The sequence below is a fragment of the Patulibacter sp. NPDC049589 genome (assembly GCF_040675535.1).
In the GTDB taxonomy this organism is placed as follows: Bacteria; Actinomycetota; Thermoleophilia; order Solirubrobacterales; family Solirubrobacteraceae; genus Patulibacter.
Genome location: NZ_JBFAPC010000009.1, coordinates 22,951 through 43,265, shown reverse-complemented (window position 1 = coordinate 43,265; position 20,315 = coordinate 22,951). Strand labels below are relative to the sequence as shown.

At 75.3% G+C, this 20,315-nt stretch carries 16 protein-coding genes and 2 pseudogenes; 7 read left to right on the top strand and 11 right to left on the bottom strand.

All coding sequences use genetic code 11. From position 1 onward, the window contains the following. Positions 1-20: 20 nt before the first annotated feature. Both AB0L40_RS03030 and AB0L40_RS03025 read right to left on the bottom strand, forming a co-directional pair. Positions 21-878, bottom strand: coding sequence for an ABC transporter ATP-binding protein (locus AB0L40_RS03030; RefSeq protein ID WP_364348960.1), 858 nt, complete (start codon positions 876-878; stop codon positions 21-23). Continuing rightward, positions 875-1,381, bottom strand: a complete 507-nt coding sequence (locus tag AB0L40_RS03025; RefSeq protein WP_364348957.1) for an SCP2 sterol-binding domain-containing protein — start codon at positions 1,379-1,381, stop codon at positions 875-877. Before AB0L40_RS03025 ends, AB0L40_RS03030 begins: the two co-directional genes overlap by 4 nt. 639 nt (positions 1,382-2,020) lie before the next feature. On the opposite strand from AB0L40_RS03025, the gene AB0L40_RS03020 reads away from it, so the two are divergent. From AB0L40_RS03020 to AB0L40_RS03005, 4 genes are all read left to right on the top strand, one after another. Further along, positions 2,021-2,674: a hypothetical protein gene (locus tag AB0L40_RS03020; protein ID WP_364348954.1), complete on the top strand. Its 654-nt coding sequence runs from the start codon at positions 2,021-2,023 to the stop codon at positions 2,672-2,674. 247 nt (positions 2,675-2,921) lie between these two features. After that, complete coding sequence (locus AB0L40_RS03015; protein WP_364348951.1) at positions 2,922-4,514, top strand: transcriptional regulator; 1,593 nt, start codon at positions 2,922-2,924, stop codon at positions 4,512-4,514. A gap of 164 nt (positions 4,515-4,678) precedes the next feature. Further along, a complete protein-coding gene (locus tag AB0L40_RS03010; RefSeq protein ID WP_364348948.1) occupies positions 4,679-5,023 on the top strand; it encodes a L,D-transpeptidase in 345 nt (114 codons plus the stop codon). Positions 5,024-5,125: 102 nt separating this feature from the next. After that, positions 5,126-6,217 (top strand): hypothetical protein, encoded by a 1,092-nt coding sequence (locus AB0L40_RS03005; protein ID WP_364348946.1) that lies wholly within the window; start codon positions 5,126-5,128, stop codon positions 6,215-6,217. 100 nt (positions 6,218-6,317) lie between these two features. Here AB0L40_RS03005 and AB0L40_RS03000 read toward each other — a convergent pair whose 3' ends face one another. The 3 genes and pseudogenes from AB0L40_RS03000 to AB0L40_RS02990 form a co-directional block, all read right to left on the bottom strand. Next, complete coding sequence (locus AB0L40_RS03000; RefSeq protein WP_364348943.1) at positions 6,318-6,671, bottom strand: hypothetical protein; 354 nt, start codon at positions 6,669-6,671, stop codon at positions 6,318-6,320. A gap of 162 nt (positions 6,672-6,833) precedes the next feature. Further along, positions 6,834-7,055, bottom strand: a complete 222-nt coding sequence (locus AB0L40_RS02995) for a hypothetical protein (protein WP_364349008.1) — start codon at positions 7,053-7,055, stop codon at positions 6,834-6,836. Positions 7,056-7,125: 70 nt separating this feature from the next. Beyond that, a pseudogene (locus tag AB0L40_RS02990) lies at positions 7,126-7,806 on the bottom strand (LysR family transcriptional regulator); the annotation flags it as partial. A 6-nt stretch (positions 7,807-7,812) separates the two neighbouring features. Between AB0L40_RS02990 and AB0L40_RS02985 the strand changes: the two are divergent. Further along, the gene (locus AB0L40_RS02985) at positions 7,813-9,078 is read left to right on the top strand and encodes an MFS transporter (RefSeq protein ID WP_364348940.1); all 1,266 of its coding nucleotides are present in this window, start codon (positions 7,813-7,815) and stop codon (positions 9,076-9,078) included. A 107-nt stretch (positions 9,079-9,185) separates the two neighbouring features. Here AB0L40_RS02985 and AB0L40_RS02980 read toward each other — a convergent pair whose 3' ends face one another. Further along, entirely contained in the window at positions 9,186-10,073 is an 888-nt protein-coding gene (locus AB0L40_RS02980; protein ID WP_364348937.1) for a hypothetical protein, read from the bottom strand. A 3-nt stretch (positions 10,074-10,076) separates the two neighbouring features. Continuing rightward, positions 10,077-11,201: an SPFH domain-containing protein gene (locus tag AB0L40_RS02975; protein ID WP_364348934.1), complete on the bottom strand. Its 1,125-nt coding sequence runs from the start codon at positions 11,199-11,201 to the stop codon at positions 10,077-10,079. Positions 11,202-11,458: 257 nt separating this feature from the next. Here AB0L40_RS02975 and AB0L40_RS02970 point away from each other — a divergent pair, with 257 nt between their 5' ends. Next, positions 11,459-12,142 (top strand): NUDIX domain-containing protein, encoded by a 684-nt coding sequence (locus AB0L40_RS02970; RefSeq protein WP_364348931.1) that lies wholly within the window; start codon positions 11,459-11,461, stop codon positions 12,140-12,142. A gap of 258 nt (positions 12,143-12,400) precedes the next feature. On the opposite strand, the gene ileS is transcribed toward AB0L40_RS02970, so the two are convergent. From ileS to AB0L40_RS02950, 4 genes are all read right to left on the bottom strand, one after another. Continuing rightward, positions 12,401-15,670 carry an isoleucine--tRNA ligase gene (gene ileS, locus AB0L40_RS02965; RefSeq protein ID WP_364348928.1) on the bottom strand — a complete coding sequence of 1,090 codons (3,270 nt, stop codon included), beginning with the start codon at positions 15,668-15,670 and terminating at the stop codon, positions 12,401-12,403. A gap of 128 nt (positions 15,671-15,798) precedes the next feature. Next, positions 15,799-16,764, bottom strand: coding sequence for an NAD(+) diphosphatase (gene nudC / locus AB0L40_RS02960; RefSeq protein ID WP_364348925.1), 966 nt, complete (start codon positions 16,762-16,764; stop codon positions 15,799-15,801). Positions 16,765-16,859: 95 nt separating this feature from the next. Next, positions 16,860-17,516, bottom strand: coding sequence for a peroxiredoxin (locus AB0L40_RS02955; RefSeq protein ID WP_364348922.1), 657 nt, complete (start codon positions 17,514-17,516; stop codon positions 16,860-16,862). A 203-nt stretch (positions 17,517-17,719) separates the two neighbouring features. Then, on the bottom strand, positions 17,720-18,121 hold the full coding sequence (locus AB0L40_RS02950; protein WP_364348919.1) for a hypothetical protein: 402 nt from the start codon (positions 18,119-18,121) through the stop codon (positions 17,720-17,722). Positions 18,122-18,243: 122 nt separating this feature from the next. Between AB0L40_RS02950 and AB0L40_RS02945 the strand changes: the two are divergent. Continuing rightward, a pseudogene (locus AB0L40_RS02945) lies at positions 18,244-20,263 on the top strand (NADPH-dependent 2,4-dienoyl-CoA reductase). Positions 20,264-20,315 lie beyond the last annotated feature (52 nt).

Genomic DNA, 20,315 nt, shown 5'->3' with positions numbered 1-20,315 from the left:
CGGCCGGGCGAGCGGTCCGCTCACTCCATGCCAAGGGGACCACCTGGGTTTCCGGCCAGGAACTGGCGGACGAAGGGGTTGGGCGAGTCGAACATGTCGTCCCGATCGCCGGACTGCACGATGCGGCCCTTCCACAGCACCGCGATGTACTCACCGATCCGCCGCGCCGACGCGATGTCGTGCGTGATCACCACATAGGTGCCGCCGTTCTCGGCGTGCACCTTCTCGATCAACTGACACAACAGCGCCGTACGGACCGGATCCAGACCCGAATCGGGCTCGTCGAACATCACGATCTGCGGATCGAGCACCAGCGCGCGGGCGAACCCCGCCCGCTTCTTCATGCCACCCGACAGCTCCGACGGCATCCGCGTCTCCGCACCATTGGCCAGGCCGACCTCGTCCAGCCGGCGCATCACCGTCTCGCGGATCTCCGCCTCGGACTGGTTGGTGTGCTGCCGCAGCGGGAACGCGACGTTGTCGTACACGTTCATCGACCCGAACAGCGCCCCGTCCTGGAACAGGATCCCGAACTTCCGGCGCATCTCCAGGAGCTGCGGCACCGTCATCCGCGGCACCGACTCGCCGTGCACGAGAATGTCGCCCTTGTCCGGGAACATCAACCCGATCAGGTGCGACAACAACACCGACTTCCCGGTGCCCGACGGCCCCAGGACGACCGTGATCATGCCCTCGGGGATGCCGACGTTCAAACCGTTCATCACGCGGTTCGGACCGAACGACTTGTACAGATCGATGCACTCGATCGACCAGAAGTCCCCCGGATTGCGCTGCGGGACCGTCATCGGCCCCTGGTGCAGGTCGTACCCCGACGCGCGGTCCAACAGCGCGGCGGTGTTCGGATCAGCGCCGCTCATGCGTGCTCCTCGGTGCCGTCGTGGATCGAGTCGGTGCCCATCTCGTCGGGCGGATTGACCATCGCCTGCACGAGCGGCAGGACCCGCAGGAACTGGCGGACCGGGCCGGCGTAGGTCGCGCGGCCGGCGGCGATCGCCATCGCGGCGCGCAGCTTGCCCTCGGCCAGGCGCTCGAGGTCCTTCGTGGCGAAGGCCAGCTCGATCGTGTGGTCCGCTCCCGGGCCGTCCGCGTCGAGGACCTCGATCCGGCCGTCGCGGCAGACGAGGACGATCCCCGAGTCGGGGACGTCGATCGCGCTCAGGAGGACGCTGTGCCCGATGCGCCCGACGCCCTCGGCCACGCGCGGCTCGTCGGCGGCGCGCTCGAAGACGTCGACGACGTCGTCCCAGGCACGGCCGGACCGGGCGCCGGAGGGGCCCTGAGCGGCTGGATGGTCGGTGCTGGTCGGCTCCGAGATGCCTGCTCGGTGCCCCGGAGGCGTGACGTCGTCGATGGCGCTCATGCGCTCCTCTGTGATCGGGGTCCGGACGGATGTCACCGTACGTCCGTCCAGTTCCCTAGGCGTGTCGTTGCGAGCCAGCTGTTCGCGAGCGGCTTGGGTCGGGAGCACACCGCGGGCGCTCCCCTACCGGTGGTAGCGACCCGTACGGCGTGTCGGGATCCGTCCGCCGGGGACGGCAGCAGTCCCCGGAGGCGAGCGCCGGGCCCGCACCCCCGCTGGCCCGCACCCCCGCCGGCCTACGCCCCCGCCGGCCTACGCCCCCGCCGGGCGGCCCCGGCCCGGCGGCCCCGGTCGCCCCCGCGCCGACACGCTCCCGGCGTCACCCCCGTCCGGCGGGATCACGGTCCCGACGGCGACCACGGCACCCCACCCGCCGTGTACGGTGGACGCGCACCGACCCCGGCCGCCTCCCGGCCGAGCGCTGCGCGCGGGCCCCTGGCCGGCGCGACGCGCCATGGAGGTAGGCAGTTCCTCCCTATGGGAGTGGACCCTCGGGCGGCGAGCATCTATACACCCCTGTATGAGTTGTGGAGTGGACCGGACCTTCGGGGCGTGCGCGTGCGCGACCGGCGACCTCGCGGGCGGGGTCGGCCTGCGCGGTGCCCGGGGCCCCCGTCCCGTCGCGACGGGGGTGCGCTCGTGAGCGCCGAGGGCTCGGGCGACGCGAACCTCTCGCGCGCACAGAAGGACGAGCAGCGCCGCGAGCGCGAGCTCCAGCGCGCCCGGGACGAGGCCCCCGTCTCCTTCCTGGACCGCGTCCGCCGGATCCCGGGCCTCGGCGCGATCCCGGGCGGCGACGCGCCGCTGCGGAGCGTGGCCGAGGAGGAGGCCGCGATCCGGAAGCTCTCGATCGAGGCCGGCACCGACACGCCGGAGATGCCGGACGACCACTTCAGCTTCGGCGACCTGATGACCCGGGCCGTGGCGCTGACCCTGACGGCGATCTGCGTGATCGTCTTCATCGTCGGCACCTACGCCTGGACGCAGCTGACCGCCGGCAACATCGGCCCGCTCGGCTACGCGATGACGCCCGTGGGCATGTACGGGATCCTGATCGTGCTGATCCCGGTCATGGGCATCATCCACGGGCTCTGGACCAGCAGCGACGTGAAGCGCCGCAAGGCCGAGGTCCTGCGCGCCGCGCGCGACAAGCTCCGGGTCTCGCTGCTCTCCGGCCCCGAGAGCGTCAATCGCGTGCACTCCGCCCCGATGCCCGCGAGCATGCTCTTCGGCGAGAGCGAGGAGGACCTCGTCCGTCGCCGCCGCGAGGAGCAGCAGCGCCGCAACGGCTGAGCTCCCCCGGGGCCCGGCTCCCCCGGGGCCCGTATTCCCGCCCGCCCGCGGCCGCGCGCGGGCCGCGCGCGACCCGTCCGCACGCGGCAGGTTGCACCGGACGAGCGTCTACGCGCCAACGTCGGCCGGAGTGGCCCGATCCCCCACTGCGCCGGTGCGATCTTCACCGCGCGCACACGTGGCGCGCGTAGGTTGCTCCTGGAGCGTCGGACCGGTCACCGGTCCGACGGAGCAGGAAGGAGGCCGGATGACCACGCAGACGAGCGACCCCTGGGCGGCGATCGACGCCGCCAGCGATCCCGTACGTCACGCGCTGCGCCTCGCCCGGCTCAACGAGTCCGCCCGCGGCGGCCGGCGGATGGGCGCCGAGGTCCGCTCCGTCGTCGACCGCTCGTGGCAGCGCTCCGCCGCGGCCGGGGTCGACCCCGATCTCGCCCGGCCGCGCGCGCCGCTGCAGGCCGACGTCCTCGAGCGGCGGCGCCGGACGCACCCGCTCGCCGTCGTCCGCCCGACGCTCGCCCGCGTCCTCACCGACCTGACCTCGAGCGCCCCGCACGTCTTCGCGCTCAGCGACGCCCGCGGCATGCTGCTGTGGGTCGACGGCTCGGACGAGGCCGTCGAGCGCGCCGGGGGCGAGATGGCCTTCGAGGCCGGCTCCGACTGGTCCGAGCGCGCCGCCGGCACCAACGCGGTCGGCACGGCGCTCGTCGAGGAGCACGCCGTCCAGATCTTCTCGGCCGAGCACTTCCGCCCCGCCGTCCACGGCTGGACGTGCTCCGCGTCCCCGATCCGCTGCCCCGAGACCGGCGAGATCCTCGGCGTTCTCGACGCGACCGCCGACCTGCGGACCGTCGACCCGCGGACGCTGCCCTACCTCGTGGGCGCCACCCGCGCCGCGGAGCGCGTGCTGCGCGGCCAGGCGGAGCGCCGCGACCTGCGGCTCCGGGCCCTCGTGCGCCAGCGCCCGGCCGGCGCGCCGCGGCCCGAGCTCGCCCTCAGCCCGCTCGGCCGGATCGTCCCTGTCGAGCACCCCGGGGCGCGATCCGGACTCGGATCGTCGGGCGACGCCGGCGACCCGACCCGCCGCTGGCGCCTGCCGCAGCCCCCGCCCGAGGGCGGGCCGATCCGGCTCCCCGACGGCCGGATGGGCCACGCCGAGCCCGCCGGCGGCGACGGCTTCCTCGTCTACGCCGACCACGCGACCTCTCGACCGCGGCCGGTCGTGTCGCTCGAGCTGCTCGGGACCCACAGCCCGCTCGCCCGCAAGCGCGAGGGCGCCCAGCCGCTGTCGCGCGGGCACGCCGAGATCCTGGCGCTGCTCGTGCACGCGCCGGGCGGCCTGACCGCCGAGCGCCTCGCCGTCCTGCTGCACGGCGACCGCGCGAACCCCGGCACCGCCCGCGCCGCCTGCTCGCGACTGCGCACCCGCCTGCCGGGCGTCGTCCTGACCCGCCCGTACCGCCTCGCGCCCGGCATCGGCAGCGACCTGCGCGAGACCCAGCAGCACCTGCGCGGCGGCGACCTCTCGTCGGCCGTCGAGCTGTACCGCGGCCCGCTGCTGCCCGACAGCGCCGCCCCGGGCGTGCGCGAGATCGCGGACGACCTGCACGCGGAGCTGCGCGGCGCGCTCCTGGAGGCCGGCGACGCCGAGGCCCTGGCCGCGTGGTGCGCCACGCCGCACGGCTCCGACGACCTGCTCGCCGCGGAGGCGCTCGTCAAGGCGCTCCCCCACGGCGACCCCCGCCGCGGCGCCGCCGCCGGCCGGATCGCGTCGCTGCGCCGCCGCCTCGGGATCGGCTGGTCGCCCGCGACCGCCGAGACCCGCGGGCCGAAGGGCTGACGCCCGCGGACCCGGTTCCCGTCGCGATCCCGGTACGGGGGTTCCACCTCTCCCCGCCTGGACCAGGACACCGACGAGCTCCGCGCGCGACTCGACGCGCTCGAGCGCCGCGCCGCGCCGGCCGCCGCGGGATCGCGGGCCCCCGAGCGAGGCACAGGACCCCCGTGTCCCGAAACCGCACCATCGCCACCGGAGCCGTCCCCGGGCTCGTGGTGGTCGTCCTCGCCGTCCTCTGGATCGCCGACCACCGCGCCTCGGACCGCATCGTCGACGGTACCGCCGTCGCCGGCGTCGACGTGCCCGCGTCGGTCGACCGGGCGGCCGTCCGGACGTTCACCCGGTCCGTGGCCCGCCGCGCGCGCGAGGAGCCCGTCGACGCCCGGCTCGACATCGCCGAGGCCGCGTCGCTCGGCACCGCCGCCTCCCACGGCTGCGTGCGGATGGACCCCGACGACGTCGAGGACGTCGACGAGCGGATCGACGTCGGGACGCCGATCCTCGTCGGCTGACGACCCGGGGCGGAGCGGGCGCCGTCGGCCCCTCCCCGCCGCGGCGTCGATACCGTCCAGAGTCGACCGCGCGGCACCCGCTCCGCACGGCCGCTCCCCCTCGTGCCTGCCCCTTCCCCCGAGGACGACGCGCCCACCGCGCGGCCATCGCCCCACGACCGCCGGGTGCTCCGGCGGGGCCCCGTGCTGCTGGGCGGGGTCGTCCTCGTCGCCGCCGCGGCCGTGGCGACCGTGGCCCTGGGGGGCACGTCTTCGGACGGTCCGGCGTCCCGGCACGTCCCGGCGGCGACCACGGCCGCCGTCCGCCCGCGCGACCCGGCAGCCCCACTGGCCCGCTCCTTCCCCCCGCCGCCCGACGCGGCGCGGCACCGCGGCACCGCCTACGTGCTGTCGGGCCCGGACCTCCACGTCGGACGGATCGGCTGGTGCACGAACATCGGGGCCAGCCGCCGCGGCATCCTCCACGTCGCGATCTCCGGCTGCGGGCCCGCCCGCACCTCGTCGCCCTATGCGGCGATCAGCGGCAGCTTCGGGAAGCGCGGCGCCAACGAGGTCGCGATCGTCGACGAGACGGTCCGGACGCTGCGACTCGCCGGGGGACGCCGCTTCGCCCTCCGGACCAGCCGGAACCTGCCGCGCGGCTGGCGCTGGCTCGTGCTGCAGCCCGGGGACCGGAACGGGTTGAACGACCCGGGCACGACCCTGCTGGACGCGCGCGGCCGGCGGATCGGCGTGCCGACCACCGACGGACCGTGGGTCGTGCCGCAGGCGTCCCGCGACGTCCCGGGCACCGCGCCGGCCGGGACGCCGTGTCGCATCACCGCGCGGCGCGACCTCGTCGTGCGCGAGACCCGCGTCCTGCGCGCCGCTCCGGTCGCGGTGCCCGCGAGCCCCGGCCGCCCGTACCTGCCGTGCGCGCGCGCCGAGCTCCGGCTCGGACGCGTCGAGCTCCAGGCCACGGTCCTCCTCGACGCCGGGCGCCCGGGCCGCGCCCCGGCACCGCTCCCCGGGGCCCGGCGCGCCCGCGGGACCGGCGGCGCGAAGGTCTTCCGATCGGTCTCCGAGGACGGTCCCCGGGCCGCCCGCCGCGACGGCACGACGTGGATGGTCGTGACCGGTGGGACCGCCGCGCAGCGCCTGCGCGCCCTGCGCTCCGTGTCCACGGACGGTCTGCGCATCAGCCGGCGGAGCTGACGCACCCGCGTCGCCCGGCCGCCCGCCACCGGCCACCGGCCACCGGCCAGGATCCACCGGCGGCGGGCGCGCCGATCCGGCGGGCTGTGGCCCGCCCCTGCTACCGGCCGGTGCGTCCCGGACCGGACAGGCGCTGCCGGACGTGCTCGAGCCCGTAGGCGTCGACGCCCGCGGCGGCCGCGATCTCGTGGTCCGGGGGCGGGGTGCGGTCGGCGAGCGCCATCATCACCGCGGTGTCGAGCGCCTGCTGCGCCGTGTGGGACAGCGCGCGCAGCCGCCGGCGCTCCTCGTCGGTGGCCTGCGGGGCTCCGGCCCCGGCCTCGGCCGCGGAGGCGGCGCGGTCGCGGAACTCGCGCCGCTCCTGCACCTGGCGCAGGAGCCCCGCCGCCCGCGCGGCCCGGCGTGCCGCCGCGGTGTGCGCTGCCGCGCCGTACCGCCGGTCCGCCTGAGGCATGCGCTCAGCCCTGGGCACGTGGCCCTCGGTCGTCCGGGCACGACGCTGGGTCGCCCACCGTGGTCGTGCCGACTGGAGGCTCCATCCTCGTACGTCGGCACCGGGGCGGCCGAGCATGAGGGTGCTGGCCGGTCCGGCCGGCCGGTCGCCGCCGCGGGTGCCTCACGCGGCCTCCCCGGCCACCCGCTCCGCGACCGCGACGAACGCCCGTGCCACCGCGCCACCCGGGCCGGACGCGGGCGACACCAGCCGGATCATGAAGCGCGGGGCGTCGCCGCGGATCGGGACGAGCGCGATCCGGGGGTCCGTCGCCGTCCCGCGCGCCGTGATCGCGACGGCCAGCCCGTTGCGGACGAAGTCGACGACGGTCCCGAGGTCGTTGATCTCGTAGACGATCCGGCGCGTCGCGCCCGCCGCCTGGAACGCCCGGTCGTTGACGACCCCTGACGCCCCAGGTCTCCGGGACGTCCACGAACGTCTCGTCGGCGAGCTCCCCGAGCTCCACCCCGTCCCGTCCCGCCAGCGGGTGCCCGACCGGGCAGGCCAGCACCATCTCCTCCTCGGCCATCGGCGTGATGCGCAGGCCCACGAGGTCGCGGTCGGGGATGCCGACGAACGCGAGGTCGATCTCCCCCGCCCGCACGGCCGCCGCCTGCGTGACGCTGCCGCCCTGGCGCAGCTGGACCGTGACCTCCGGGTGCTCCGCGCGGAAGGCCGCCAGCACGGCCGCCGCGCTCCGGGCGCCGTGGACCGCGGAGGCCTGCATGATCCCCAGGCGCAGCGTGCCGCGGAGGCCCCCGTGGACCTCGTCGACCGCATGGGCCACGGCCTCGGCGGCCCGCAGCGCCGCGCGGGCCTCCGGCAGCAGCGCCCGGCCCTCGGCGGTCAGCTTGACCCGGTGGGTCGTGCGGTGGAAGAGCTGGACGTCCCACTCCCGCTCGAGGGTGCGGATCGTCGCGGAGACGGCGGACTGCACGACCCGGAGCCGGTCGGCGGCGCGCGAGAAGCTGCGCTCGTCCGCCACCGTCACGAACGTCTGCAGGTGCCGGAGCTCCACGCCTCCGATGGTAATCGCACCGAGTGATGACCGACAGCACCGATCGGCGTTGCGAGCGATCACCGATCCGCGGAGCATGCAGGCATGGCCACCGCTCCGTCCCTGGATCCGCCCGCCCGCAGCCGACGCCACCACGGCCTCGGCTTCTGGGCGGTGGCGTTCGCGTTCCTCGCGGTGATGGCCTTCTCGACCGTGCCGAGCCCGCTCTACGGCATCTACCAGGCGCGTGACGGCTTCTCGTCGTTCGTCATCACGCTCATCTACGCCGCCTACGCGATCGGCGTCGTGGGCAGCCTGATCCTCGCCGGGCACCTCTCCGACTGGCACGGTCGCCGGCGCGTCCTGCTGCCCGCGATCGCCGCGTCCGTCCTCAGCGCCCTCGTCTTCCTCCTCTGGCGCGACCTGCCGGGGCTGTTTCTGGCGCGCATCCTCAACGGGGTGTCCGTCGGCGTGGTCGCCGCCACCGCGACGGCCTACCTGGCCGAGCTGCACGCCGCCAGCCGCCCCGACGCCGGCCCGCGGCGGTCGCAGCTCGTCGCGACGGCCGTCAACGTCGGCGGCCTCGGCATCGGGCCGCTGGTCTCCGGCGCCCTCGCCCAGTGGACCGGCCGGCCGCTGAGCCTGCCGTACGTCGTCTTCCTCGCCGTGCTCGTGATCGCGATCGCCGTCGTCGCCCTCACGCCCGAGACGCGCGGTCGGCCGGACCCGTTCCCCGCCTACCGGCCCCAGCGCGTGTCGGTCCCGGCGGAGGCCCGCTCGGCGTTCGCCGCCGCGGCGCTCGGCGCGTTCCTCGCCTTCGGCGTCCTCGGCCTGTTCACCGGCCTCGCCAGCGTCTTCCTCGTCGGCACGCTGCACCACACCTCGCACGCCCTGGCCGGGCTGACGCTCTTCCTGATGTTCGGCGGCGGCGTCCTCGCCCAGACCGTGACGAACGCCTGGACGCTCCCCCGCGTCCTGGCCGCCGGGATGGCCACGATGCTCGTCGGGCTCGCCCTCGTGGTCGCCGCGGTCTGGCTGGACAGCCCGAGCCTGCTGCTCTTCCTGCTCGGTGGCACCGCCAGCGGCGCGGGCGCGGGCGCGGTCTTCAAGGGCACCGTCGGCACGGTCGCGTCGATCGCCCCGCCGGAGACCCGCGCCGAGGCCCTGGCCGGCCTCTTCCTCGCCGGCTACCTCGGCCTGTCGGTCCCCGCGGTCGGCGCCGGCATCGCGCTGCAGTACGTCAGCCCGCGGACGACGCTGACGGGCTTCGCGATCCTCGTCGGCGCGGCGATCGCGCTCGCGGCGCCGCGGCTCGTGCGGCGGCCGCCGGTGCCGGGCGCGGCCGGCGAGCCTGCCGTCACGACGGCCTGAGGATCGGGGGCGGGTCGAGGCGCGGCGGACTCGGGACCCGCCGGCCCTCGGGTGCGGAGGTCTCCACCGTCGCCCCCGGCAGCCGACCGGCGGCGTCGGCACGGCCGCTACCCCAGCAGCCGGAGCCGCCGGTCGGCCACGCCGATCGTCACCCGCTGCCCGCGGTCCAGCGGGACGTGGTCGGCCTCGATGCCGTCGCCGAAGAGGACCCCGCCCTCGCCGTTCTCGCTCACGACCTCCAGCGTCTCTCCGCCGGCCAGCCCGCCCGCGGTCAGGGTGGTCGCCGTCCGCGGACCGGGCCACGCCTCGCGCACGAACCACGCCAGCGCCGGATCCGCGGGTCCGGGGAGCGTCAGCGGCGCGGCCAGCCCGCGGTTGATGCTCGCCGCCCAGCCCGTCGCGCCGGTCCCGGTCGCGACGATCAGGCCCGACGAGCTCTGGTGCTCGCGCCGGCCGTCCGCGGCCAGCTCGTAGCGCGCGGACTGGTGGCTGCGGTGGCCGAGGAAGAGCTCGTTGAGCGCCGTCAGCGTCCGCCCGTCGTCGAGCGTCGCGGCGACCATCGTGCGCTCGCGGACGATCGCCCGGCCGGCGACGACGTCCGCACAGAGGTCCGCGGTCGCCGTCGGCGCGTGGGTGACGAGGACGCCGGGGTTGAAGCCGGGGTCGGGGTCCAGGCCCGCGACCGGCTGCCCGTCGAGGTACTTCGCGACGTTGGCGACCAGGCCGTCCGGGCCCAGGACGAGGACCACGTCGTCCGCCTCGAAGAGGAAGCGGTCGAGCTCGTCGCGGCGGACGGTCGCGGTCCGCCACTCCGCGGGGACCGCGCGCAAGACGGCGGTGCGGGCCTCCTCGTGGCGCAGGTGCCGCTCCTCCGTCTCGGCCAGGTCGAGGCCACGGGTGCGGAGGAAGAACCGCGCCTGCTCGCGCGTGCCGTGCCGGGCGAGCAGCTCCTGCAGCTCGGTGGGCCGCTCGACGAGGACGGCGCGGCGCAGCACCGCTCAGCGCTCCGTCCGGTCGGCGGCGTCGACCCCAGCCGGCCCCTCGGCACCGGTCTCGCCGGCCGCCGCGATGGCCACCCCGCCCCCTGCCGCGTCGGTCGCCGCACCGACGCCGGCGAGCCGGCGGTCGCCCGCCGCGGCCAGCCCGCCGAGCAGGGGCTGCAGCAGGTCGGGGGTGATCGTCAGGTGCTCGACCTTGCCGATCTCGCCGGCCAGCTGCTGGAGCGCCAGCGCCAGCAGGACCTGCGGGCCGGCCTCCGCCTGGATCCGCGTGCGCTCGGTCTCGGCGCGGAGCTTCGCGGCCTCGACCGCGTCGATCGTCGCGGCGCGGCGGTCGAGCTCGAGCCGGCCACGCTCGTCCTCGGCCTGCGCCTCGACGAGGGCAGCGGTCGCCTCCTCCTCCGCGGCCTGCCGGCGGTTCTGGCCCTCCTGCCGCACGAGCTCCTCCTGGCGACGAGCCAGCTCGACGCGGTTCTGCAGCTCGTTCTCCGCGATCGCGCGCTCGTTCTGCACGGCGAGCGCGCGGCGCTGGAACGTCGCGCCGTCGGCCTCCTGCTGGATCACCTCGCGCGCCGGGCGCTGGAGCGCCTGCTCGACCTCGGCCGTCGGCGCGACGTCCGCGACCCGGACGGCGACGACCTCGAGCCCGAGGTCCGTCACGGCGGGCTCGCCGGCCAGGCCCCGGCCGATCCGGTCGCGGATCGGGGCGACGCCGTCCTGGAGGATCCGCCGCAGGTCCATCCCAACGAGCTCGTCGGTGACGAACTGCTGGGCGAGCTGCCCGAGCAGCGCCGCGACCTGCTCCATCGGCGTCTCGTTCAGCCGGCCGGTGCCGAGGTCGAGCGTGAAGTCGATGCGCGCCGCGAGCCGCTCGGGATCGACCACGCGGTACGTGATCGCGCCCTGGACCGTCAGCTCCTGGAAGTCGCGGCTGCGCGCCCGGAAGAGGAACGGCAGCTCGCGGTCGTCGACCGGGACCTCGGTGACCGTCGTGTTGTTCGTGCGGAACCAGAACGCCAGGCCGTTGCCCGCGCGGACCGGCCTGCCGCCGCGGAAGCGCTGCACGAACACCGTGGGCTCGGCCCGCAGGTGGCGCATCAGGGGGTAGCTCTTGATCTCGGCCATGTCGTCAGCTCAGTTCTTGTCGTATTGCCTTTTTTAGGACGATAGGGACCGGATCCTGCGCCGTCAAGGACTTCTTGTCATTTCGCCTTCAAATCGTCCACCGCGGCTCCCGGACCGGTACGCTGCGTCGCGATGGCCACCCCGGAACCTTCCTCCCCGCCCCGTCCACGGCGCGTCGCCCGCGGCGGGGAACGCGGGCGGGAGACCGTGGCCGGCGGCGGCGAGCGCGGGCAGGCGACCATGGCCGGCGCGTCGGAATGACCTGGACCGCCGAGAACAGCGCGGGCTTCGCGAGCCCGGCCGGCCTGACCGCGGACGTGGTCGTCCTGACCGTCCGGGACGACCGCGTGGTCGTCCTCGCGCTGGCGGCGGACGGCGACCTGCCTGGCCCGCGCCTGCCCGGCGGGTTCGTCGGCCCGGACGAGGATCCCCTCGCGACGGCGCGGCGCAAGCTCGCCGAGAAGACCGGCCTGACCGACCTCTACCTCGAGCAGCTCGGCGCGTTCGCCGCACCCGGCCGCGACCCGCGCGGCTGGGTCCCCACCGTCGCGCACCTCGCCCTCGTCCCCCCGGACACCGAGGCCGAGGACCCGGCGGCGGACTGGATCGACGCCCGCGGCGACCACCCGTGGGCGTTCGACCACGCGGAGATCCTGGCGGCCGCCCTCGACCGCGTCGAGGGCAAGCTGTGGTGGTCCAACGTCGCGGTCGGGATCCTGCCCGGCACGTTCACGCTGCCGGACGCGCGCCGCGTCTACGCCGCGATCGCCCAGGTGGCCTACGACCCGGGCACGTTCGCGCGCGACCTGCGCGCCACGGGCCTGATCGAGCCGACGGGCGAGGAACGACGCGCCGGCGCGGGCCGCCCGGCGGCGCTGTACCGCTACGCGTCGCGCGACCCCGCGTGGGGCGCGGGCCGGCGCAAGCGGGTCAAGGGCTGACGCACCCGGCGACCCGGCGCGACCATCGCCTCCCCGGACGATCCCGGACACCCCCTGGCTGACGATCGACCGACCCCCACGCCGCGCCCCGAGCCGCCCGCGACCCCCGGACGATCCCCGACACCCCCTGGCCGACGATCGACCGACCCCCACCCCGCACCCCGAGCCGCCCGCGACCCCCGGACGATCCCCGACACCCCCTGGCCGACGATCGACCGACCCCCACCCCGGCCCGGGCGCGAGGCCGGCCTCGCGCCGTCAGACCCGCGTGACCTGCACCACGACGTCGCGGCCGTCGACCTGGACCGGCGTGCCGGCCGCGCCCTCGTAGGCGACCGTCGTCGCCAGCACCTCGGCGAGGAGGTGCTCCTCGTGGGCCCGGACGGCGTCGAGCGCCGCGGCGTCGCCGCCGAGGACGAGCTCGATCCGGTCGGTGACGTCGAAGCCGGCGTCCTGGCGGGCGACCTGGACCTGACGCAGCACGGCGCGGGCGAGGCCCTCGGCGCGCAGGGCGTCGTCGACCTCGAGGTCCAGCGCGACGGCGTGCTGGCCCTCGCGCTCGAGCTGATAGCCGTCGGGCGTCTCCAGCGACATCAGGAGGTCGTCCGCGGTCAGCTCGTGCTCGGCCCCGTCGATCTGGACGACGACGGGCTCGCCCTCGCGCAGCGCGGCGGCGACGCGCGTGCCGTCGAGGCCCTCGATCGCGGCGCGGACGGTGCCCATCGCCTTGCCGAAGCGCGGGCCGAGGGACCGGAGGTTCGGCTTCAGCGCGACGCGACCGAGCTCGTCGGCCTCGGCCACGAACTCCAGCGCCTTGACGTTCAGCTCGTCGGTGATGACGGCGGAGAGCCGCTCGATCGCGGCGCGCTCGTCGCCGGTCGCCACGACGACGGCCTTGCGCAGCGGCTGGCGGACGTTCAGCCCCGACGCCGCGCGGGCGGCGAGGCCCAGGCGGACGGCCTCGCGCGCGACGGCCATGTCGGCCTCGAGCGCCGCGTCGCGACGGGACGCGTCGACGGCCGGCCAGTCCGCCAGGTGCACGGAGTCGTGCTCCCCGCCGAGCTGGACGTAGAGCTCGTCGGCGACGAACGGGGCCAGCGGGGCGAGCATCGTCGCCACGCGGACGAGCGCGGTGCGCAGGGTCCCCAGGGCGATCGGGTCGCCCGCCCAGAAGCGGCGGCGCGAGCGCCGGACGTACCAGTTGGAGAGCTCGTCGACGAACGCGCCGATCGCGCGGCCGGCGGTCGTCACGTCGTAGGCGTCGAGCGCCTCGGTGGCGACCTGGGTGGTCGCCTCCAGCCGGCTGGCGATCCAGCGGTCCAGCTCGGTCTCGGTGCCGAGGGTGGTGGCGGGAACGGCATCCGCGTCGTCGGAGGAGTCCTCGGCGATCGCGGCGTACTGCGCGTAGAAGCTGGCGGTGTTCCAGAGCGGCAGCAGGAACAGTCGCACCCCGTCGCGCACGGCGTCGTCGGAGTAGCGGTAGCCCTCCCACGGCTGCTTGCTCGTGAAGAAGTACCAGCGCAGCGCGTCGGCCCCGAAGCGGTCCAGCGCCTCGAACGGGTCGACGACGTTGCCGACGGACTTGCTCATCTTCTTGCCGTCGGCGTCGAGGATGAGGCCCAGGCAGACGACGTTCTTGTACGGCGCCTCGTCGCGCAGGAGCACGCTCTCGGCGAGCAGCGAGTAGAACCAGCCGCGGGTCTGGTCGAGGCCCTCGCAGACGAAGTCCGCGATCCGGTGCGCCTCGTAGTGCGCGAGGCCGGCCGGGTCCTGCGGCGCGGCGTCCTGCGCGAAGGGCATCGCGCCGGAGTCGAACCACACGTCGAGGACCTCGGGGACGCGCTGAAACGTCAGCCCGTCCTCCTCGAACGTCACGTCGTCGACGTACGGCCGGTGCGGATCCTCGAGCGTCACGCCCGAGCGCTCCGCGAGCTCGGCCAGCGAGCCGACGACGATCCGTCGCGGCAGCTCCTCGCCCTCGGGGACGGTCGTCGACTGCCAGATCGGCAGCGGCGTGCCCCAGTAGCGCGAGCGGCTGATCGCCCAGTCGACGTTGCCGCGCAGCCACTCGCCGAAGCGGCCCTCCTTGATGTGCGGCGGGTGCCAGGTGACCTGCTCGTTGGCGGCCAGGAGGCCGTCGCGGACGGTCGCCGTGGCGACGTACCAGGAGGGGCGCGCGTAGTAGATCAGCGGCGTGCCGCAGCGCCAGCAGTGCGGGTAGGAGTGCTCGTAGCGCTGCTTGCGCTGGAGCAGCCCGCGGTCGGCGAGCTCGGTGACGATGTCGAGGTCGAGCTCCTTGACGAAGCGCCCGGCGTACTGCGGGGCGACGTCGGTGACGCTCGCGTCGTAGGTGCCGTCCTCCTGGACGGGGTTCAGCAGCGTCGAGGGGTCGCGGGCGTCGAACCTCGCGGCCGCGGTGCCCGCCGGGAACCGCCGCTTCGCCGCCGCGTCGGCGACGGCGGTGAAGTCGTCCTGGCCGAACGCGGGCGCGAGGTGGACCACGCCGGTGCCGGAGTCCGTCGACACGAAGTCGGCGGCGATCACGGCGCCGTAGCCGGCGTCGGTGCGGCCGGCGACGACGAACGGGGCCTCGTAGACCGTGCCCTCGAGCGCGCTGCCGGGGAACGGGTCGCCGAGCACCTCGGCGTCCTCGCCGAAGGCGTGGGTCACGAGCTCGCGCGCGGCGACGACGACCTGCCGCGCGCCGTCGCGGTCGGGCGTCGACACGCGGACGTACTCGACGTCCGGCCCGACGGCGGCGGCGACGTTCGCCCACAGCGTCCACGGGGTGGTGGTCCAGACGACGAGGCTGTCGCCCTCCTGCAGCGGGCTCGTGAGCGGGAGCGCCTCGTGGACGACCGGGAACCGCACGTAGGCCGAGGTGTCCTTGATGTCCTCGTAGCCCTGGGCGACCTCGTGGCTGGACAGCGCGGTGCCGCAGCGGGTGCAGAACGGGACGACCTTGTTGCCCTGGTAGAGCAGGCCCTTCTCGTCCATCGTCTTCAGCGCGGACCAGACCGACGAGACGTAGGACGGGTCGAGCGTCCGGTAGGCGTCGTCGAGGTCGACCCACATCCCCACGCGGCGCGTCAGGAGATCCCACTCCTCGACGTGCGAGAAGACCGACGCGCGGCAGGCGGCGTTGAAGCGCTCGATCGACGCCCGGACGTCGCCGGGGACGATGTTCTCGATGTCGTGCTTGCTCGTGAGGCCGAGCTGCTTCTCGACGGCGATCTCGACCGGCAGGCCGTGGCAGTCCCAGCCGCCGCGGCGCTCGACGTGGAAGCCGCGCATCGTCTGGAAGCGCGGGAAGACGTCCTTGAAGACGCGCCCCAGGATGTGGTGCACGCCCGGGCGCCCGTTGGCGGTCGGCGGGCCCTCCCAGAAGACCCACGGCTGCGCGCCCTCGCGCTGCTCCATCGACCGCTGGAACACGCCCCGCTCGGCCCACCGCTCGGCGACGACCTTCTCCAGCTCGGGGAACGACTGCCGCGGATCGATGGACGCGCGGCTGGGTGAAGCGGACACGGATCAAGTGTAGGAGACGTCCCCCGGGGCCGATCGCCCGCGGGCGGGCGGTCCTCCGGGCCCGCCGTTCGCCCGTCGGGGCGAGCGCGCCGGCCGTGCCCTCGACGCCCCGCGGGCCGGCCCGCCGTTCAGCCCGCGACCCACTCGTCGATCAGGCGCCGGGCGATCGCGGAGCGCGGCGGCAGCAGCAGGCCCTCGCCCGCCGGCGGCTCGTCCCAGGAGTCGTCGCCGACGGCGGCCTCGCGGACCTCGTCGCGGGAGAACCAGCGGGCGTCCTCGAGCTCGTCGTCGGTGCCCCCGATCGTGCCCTCGAGGAACGGCACGTGGAAGCCGAGCATCAGGGAGCACGGGAACGGCCACGGCTGCGAGCTGCGGTAGACCGGCGGCCCGACGACCACCCCGGCCTCCTCGAGCACCTCGCGGACGACGGCCTCCTCGAGGCTCTCGCCGGGGGACACGAACCCCGCGAGCGTCGAGTAGCGGCGGGCCGGCCACGCCGCCTGACGGCCGAGCAGGACGCGGTCGCCCGGGTCGTCGACGACGAGCATGATCACGACGGGGTCGGTCCGCGGGTGGTGGTGCGTCCCGCAAACGCCGCAGATCCGGGTCATCCCGGCCTCGCCGGCGGTGGTCGCGCCGCCGCAGACGCCGCAGAACCCCGTGGCCCGGTGCCAGTTCAGGAGCGCGCCCGCGTAGGCGACGAGCCCGCCCTCGGCCTGCGACAGCGTCTGGGCGGCGTTGCGCAGCCCGAGCCGGTCGGCGGCCTCGGGCGCCGGCTCGCCGCGCATGCCGCCCGCGCCGACGAGCGGCGCCCGGCGTCCCGGGACCGGCGGGTCCTCGTCGACCACGAAGAGCGGCCCGTAGGCGTCGGCCCCGAGCAGCACGAGCTCCTCGTCCGGCCGGTCGGCGGACAGGACCTCCGCGAGCGGCGCCAGGTCGAGCGCGCTGCCGCTCGCGCGCACGCCGGCGTCCCCGAGCACGACGGCCCGGGCGCGGGGGTCCAGGCGCTGAGCGCGGACCCAGTCGGCGTCCCGGCGCCGGCGGTCGGCGGCGCGGTCGATGTCGGCGCCGGTCAGGGCGTTGGGCTCCAGCATGCCCCCGACCCTAGTGCGCGGCCGGCCCCGGCCCGGCGGGACCGGGCGGCATCCCGGCCGCGCCGCCGGACGACGGCGGGCGACCGGGGAAGACCCTACGGAGCGGGGACGATCCGGATGTAGGGCTTCGGCTCCTTCCAGCCGTCCGGGTACTTCTCCTTGGCGGCCTCGTTGGACACGGAGCCGGCGATGATGACGTCCTCGCCCTGCTTCCACTGCGCCGGGGTGGCGACGGCGTGCTTGGCGGTGAGCTGCAGCGAGTCGACCACGCGCAGGACCTCGTCGAAGTTGCGGCCCGTGGTCATCGGGTAGATCAGGACGAGCTTCACCTTCTTGTCCGGGCCGATGACGATGACGTTGCGCAGCGTCGCGTTCTGGGCCGGCGTGCGGTCCGTCGGGTCGCCGGAGGCGTCGGCCGGGAGCAGGCCGTAGAGCTTGGAGACCGCGAAGTCGGTGTCCGAGATCAGCGGGAACTGCGGGCGGGTGCCCTGCGTCTCCTCGATGTCGTCGAACCACTTCTCGTGGTTGTCGAGCGGGTCGACCGAGATGGCGATCGTCTTGACGCCGCGCTTCTCGAACTCGCCGTTGATCAGGGCCAGGTAGCCCAGCTCGGTGGTGCAGACCGGCGTGAAGTCGCGCGGGTGCGAGTACAGGATCGCCCAGCTGTCCCCGATCCAGTCGTGGAAGTTGATCGTTCCCGCGGAGGTCTCGGCCTCGAAGTCCGGAGCGGTGTCGCCGATGGTGAGCGCCATGCTGGGTCCCCTTTCGTGTCGTCGTGCGCCGCAAAGAGCTATTGCGGATCGACTTTCAGACTAGCCGGTCCCGCCGCATTCGTGCGCGGGGACGGGGGATCCGGGCCCTGCGACCCCGAATATCCCTGCGGGTGCCCCGAGCCCCGTCGCCCTCCGGGGCGCCTCCGACCCGAGACGCTCGGGGCGGGGCCCGCATGCCCTCCCTACACGTAGGTCGCGAAGAAGAAGAACCAGATCGCGGCGGCGAGCAGGGCGACCGAGACCGAGACGACCATCACGACGTCCAGCGCGGAGGTCGTCCTGCCCGTCGTGCGACCGTCGCGCATCGACTGGTTCCACGGCATCCGCACCGTCACGTCGTCGGACCCGCCCATCGCCTTGGCGTAGAGGCCGTTGAGGACCGCGAGGACCTTCACCATCACGAAGCCCGTGATCGCGATCGCCACCAGGACGAACGCGGCCTGGCCCATCGTCAGGTTCTGCGAGTCGGCGTGCGCCGCGGTCACCCGGATCCACAAGTAGGGGTTGCCCGCCCACATGAAGAGCCCGGCGGCGAGCATCAGCAGGAGGACGGCACCCCCGGAGACCCTGCGTACGGACGTCATGGACGTGAATCTACCGCGAGTAGTAACCCGTGGCAAGGACTCCGGAGCGCCAACCCCTGCGGGCATCATGCCGATTCCTACACCCGTGTAGGAATCGGCCGCGCTTGCTACTGTCGGTAGCAATGTACGACCGCCTGCTCGAGCCGTTGGACCTGGGCTTCACGACGCTGCGCAACCGCGTCCTGATGGGCTCGATGCACACGGGGCTCGAGGACCGCGGGCGCGACGCCGGTCGCCTGGCGGCCTACTTCGCGGAGCGCGCCCGCGGCGGCGTGGGCCTCATGGTCACCGGCGGCTACGCGCCGAACCGCACGGGCTGGCTCTTCCCCACCGCGTCGGACCTGCGCTCGCGCCGCACGCTCGGCCGCCACCGGACCGTGACCTCCGCCGTGCACGCCGAGGGCGGGCGGATCGCGCTCCAGCTCCTGCACGCCGGCCGCTACGCCTACCACCCGCTGTCGCAGTCCGCCTCGGCGATCAAGGCGCCGATCAACCCCTTCCGGCCCCGGGCGATGCGCGCGGCGACCGTCCGCCGGACCGTCGCCGACTTCGCGGCGAGCGCGGTGCTGGCCCGCGAGGGCGGCTACGACGGCGTCGAGATCATGGGCTCCGAGGGCTACCTGATCAACCAGTTCCTGGCCCCGCGGACCAACCGCCGGACCGACGCGTGGGGCGGCACCCCGGAGCGCCGCCGCCGCTTCGCCGTCGAGATCGTCCGGGCCGTGCGCGAGGCCGTCGGCCCCGACTTCGTCGTCGTCTACCGCATCTCGCTGCTCGACCTCGTCGACGACGGCCAGACGTGGGAGGAGACCGTCGCGCTGGCCCGCGAGGTCGAGGCCGCCGGGGCCACCGTCTTGAACACCGGCATCGGGTGGCACGAGTCGCGGGTCCCGACGATCGTCACCTCCGTCCCGCGCGACGGGTATGGCGACCGCCCGGCTGCGCCCGGAGGTCGCCATCCCCGTCGTGGCGTCCAACCGGATCAACGACCCGGACCAGGCCGAGGCGATCCTCGCCGCCGGCGAGGCCGACATGATCTCGATGGCCCGCCCGTTCCTCGCCGACCCGGCGTGGGTCGCGAAGGCCCGCGCCGGCCGCGCCGACGAGATCAACACCTGCATCGCCTGCAACCAGGCGTGCCTGGACCACACGTTCCGCAAGAAGACCGCGACCTGCCTGGTCAACCCGCGCGCCGCGCACGAGACCCGGCTCGTCGTCGCCCCCGCCGCCACCGCGCGCCGGATCGCCGTCGTCGGCGCCGGCCCGGCCGGGCTGGCGTGCGCCACGACACTCGCGGAGCGCGGCCACGCGGTCGAGCTGTTCGAGGCCGCCGGGGAGATCGGCGGGCAGTTCGTCCTCGCCGCCCGCGTCCCCGGCAAGGAGGAGTTCCTCCAGACGCTGCGCTACTTCGACCGCCGGATCGCGAGGACCGGCGTGACGCTCCACCTCGGCACCGTCGCCGACGCCGCGCGGCTCGGCGGCTTCGACGAGGTCGTCGTCGCCACCGGCGTGCGCCCGCGCGTCCCGCCGATCGTCGGCGTCGAGCACCCGAAGGTCCTGCGCTACGACGAGGTCCTGCGCGGCGCGCCGGTCGGGGACCGCGTCGCGGTCCTGGGCGCCGGCGGCATCGGCTACGACGTGGCGGAGTTCCTCGTCCACGACGGCTCCCCGACGCAGGACCGGTCCGCGTGGGCGGCGGAGTGGGGCGTCGGCGACCCGGCGCGCGAGCGCGGCGGCGTGGCGACCGTCGCCCCGGTCGCCGCCGGGCGCGAGGTCCACCTGCTGCAGCGCAAGACGTCGAAGCACGGCGCCGGCCTCGGCAAGACGTCCGGCTGGGTCCACCGCGCGGCGCTGGAGCACCACGGCGTGCGGCTGCACGGCGGCGTCTCGTACGAGCGCGTCGACGACGACGGCCTGCACCTCACCGTCCCCGACCCCGCCGGCGCCGACGGCCGCTCGACCCTCGTCCTCGACGTCGACCACGTCGTCCTCTGCACCGGCCAGGAGTCCCGCCGTGAGCTCCTCGCGCCCCTGGAGGCCGCCGGGATCACCCCCCACGTGATCGGCGGGGCGGACGTCGCGGCCGAGCTCGACGCGAAGCGCGCGATCCGCCAGGGCACCGAGCTCGCCGCCCGGCTGTAAGGGACCGGGCCGCGACCCGAGCGTCGCGGGTCCGGGACGCGTCCGGGTCCGG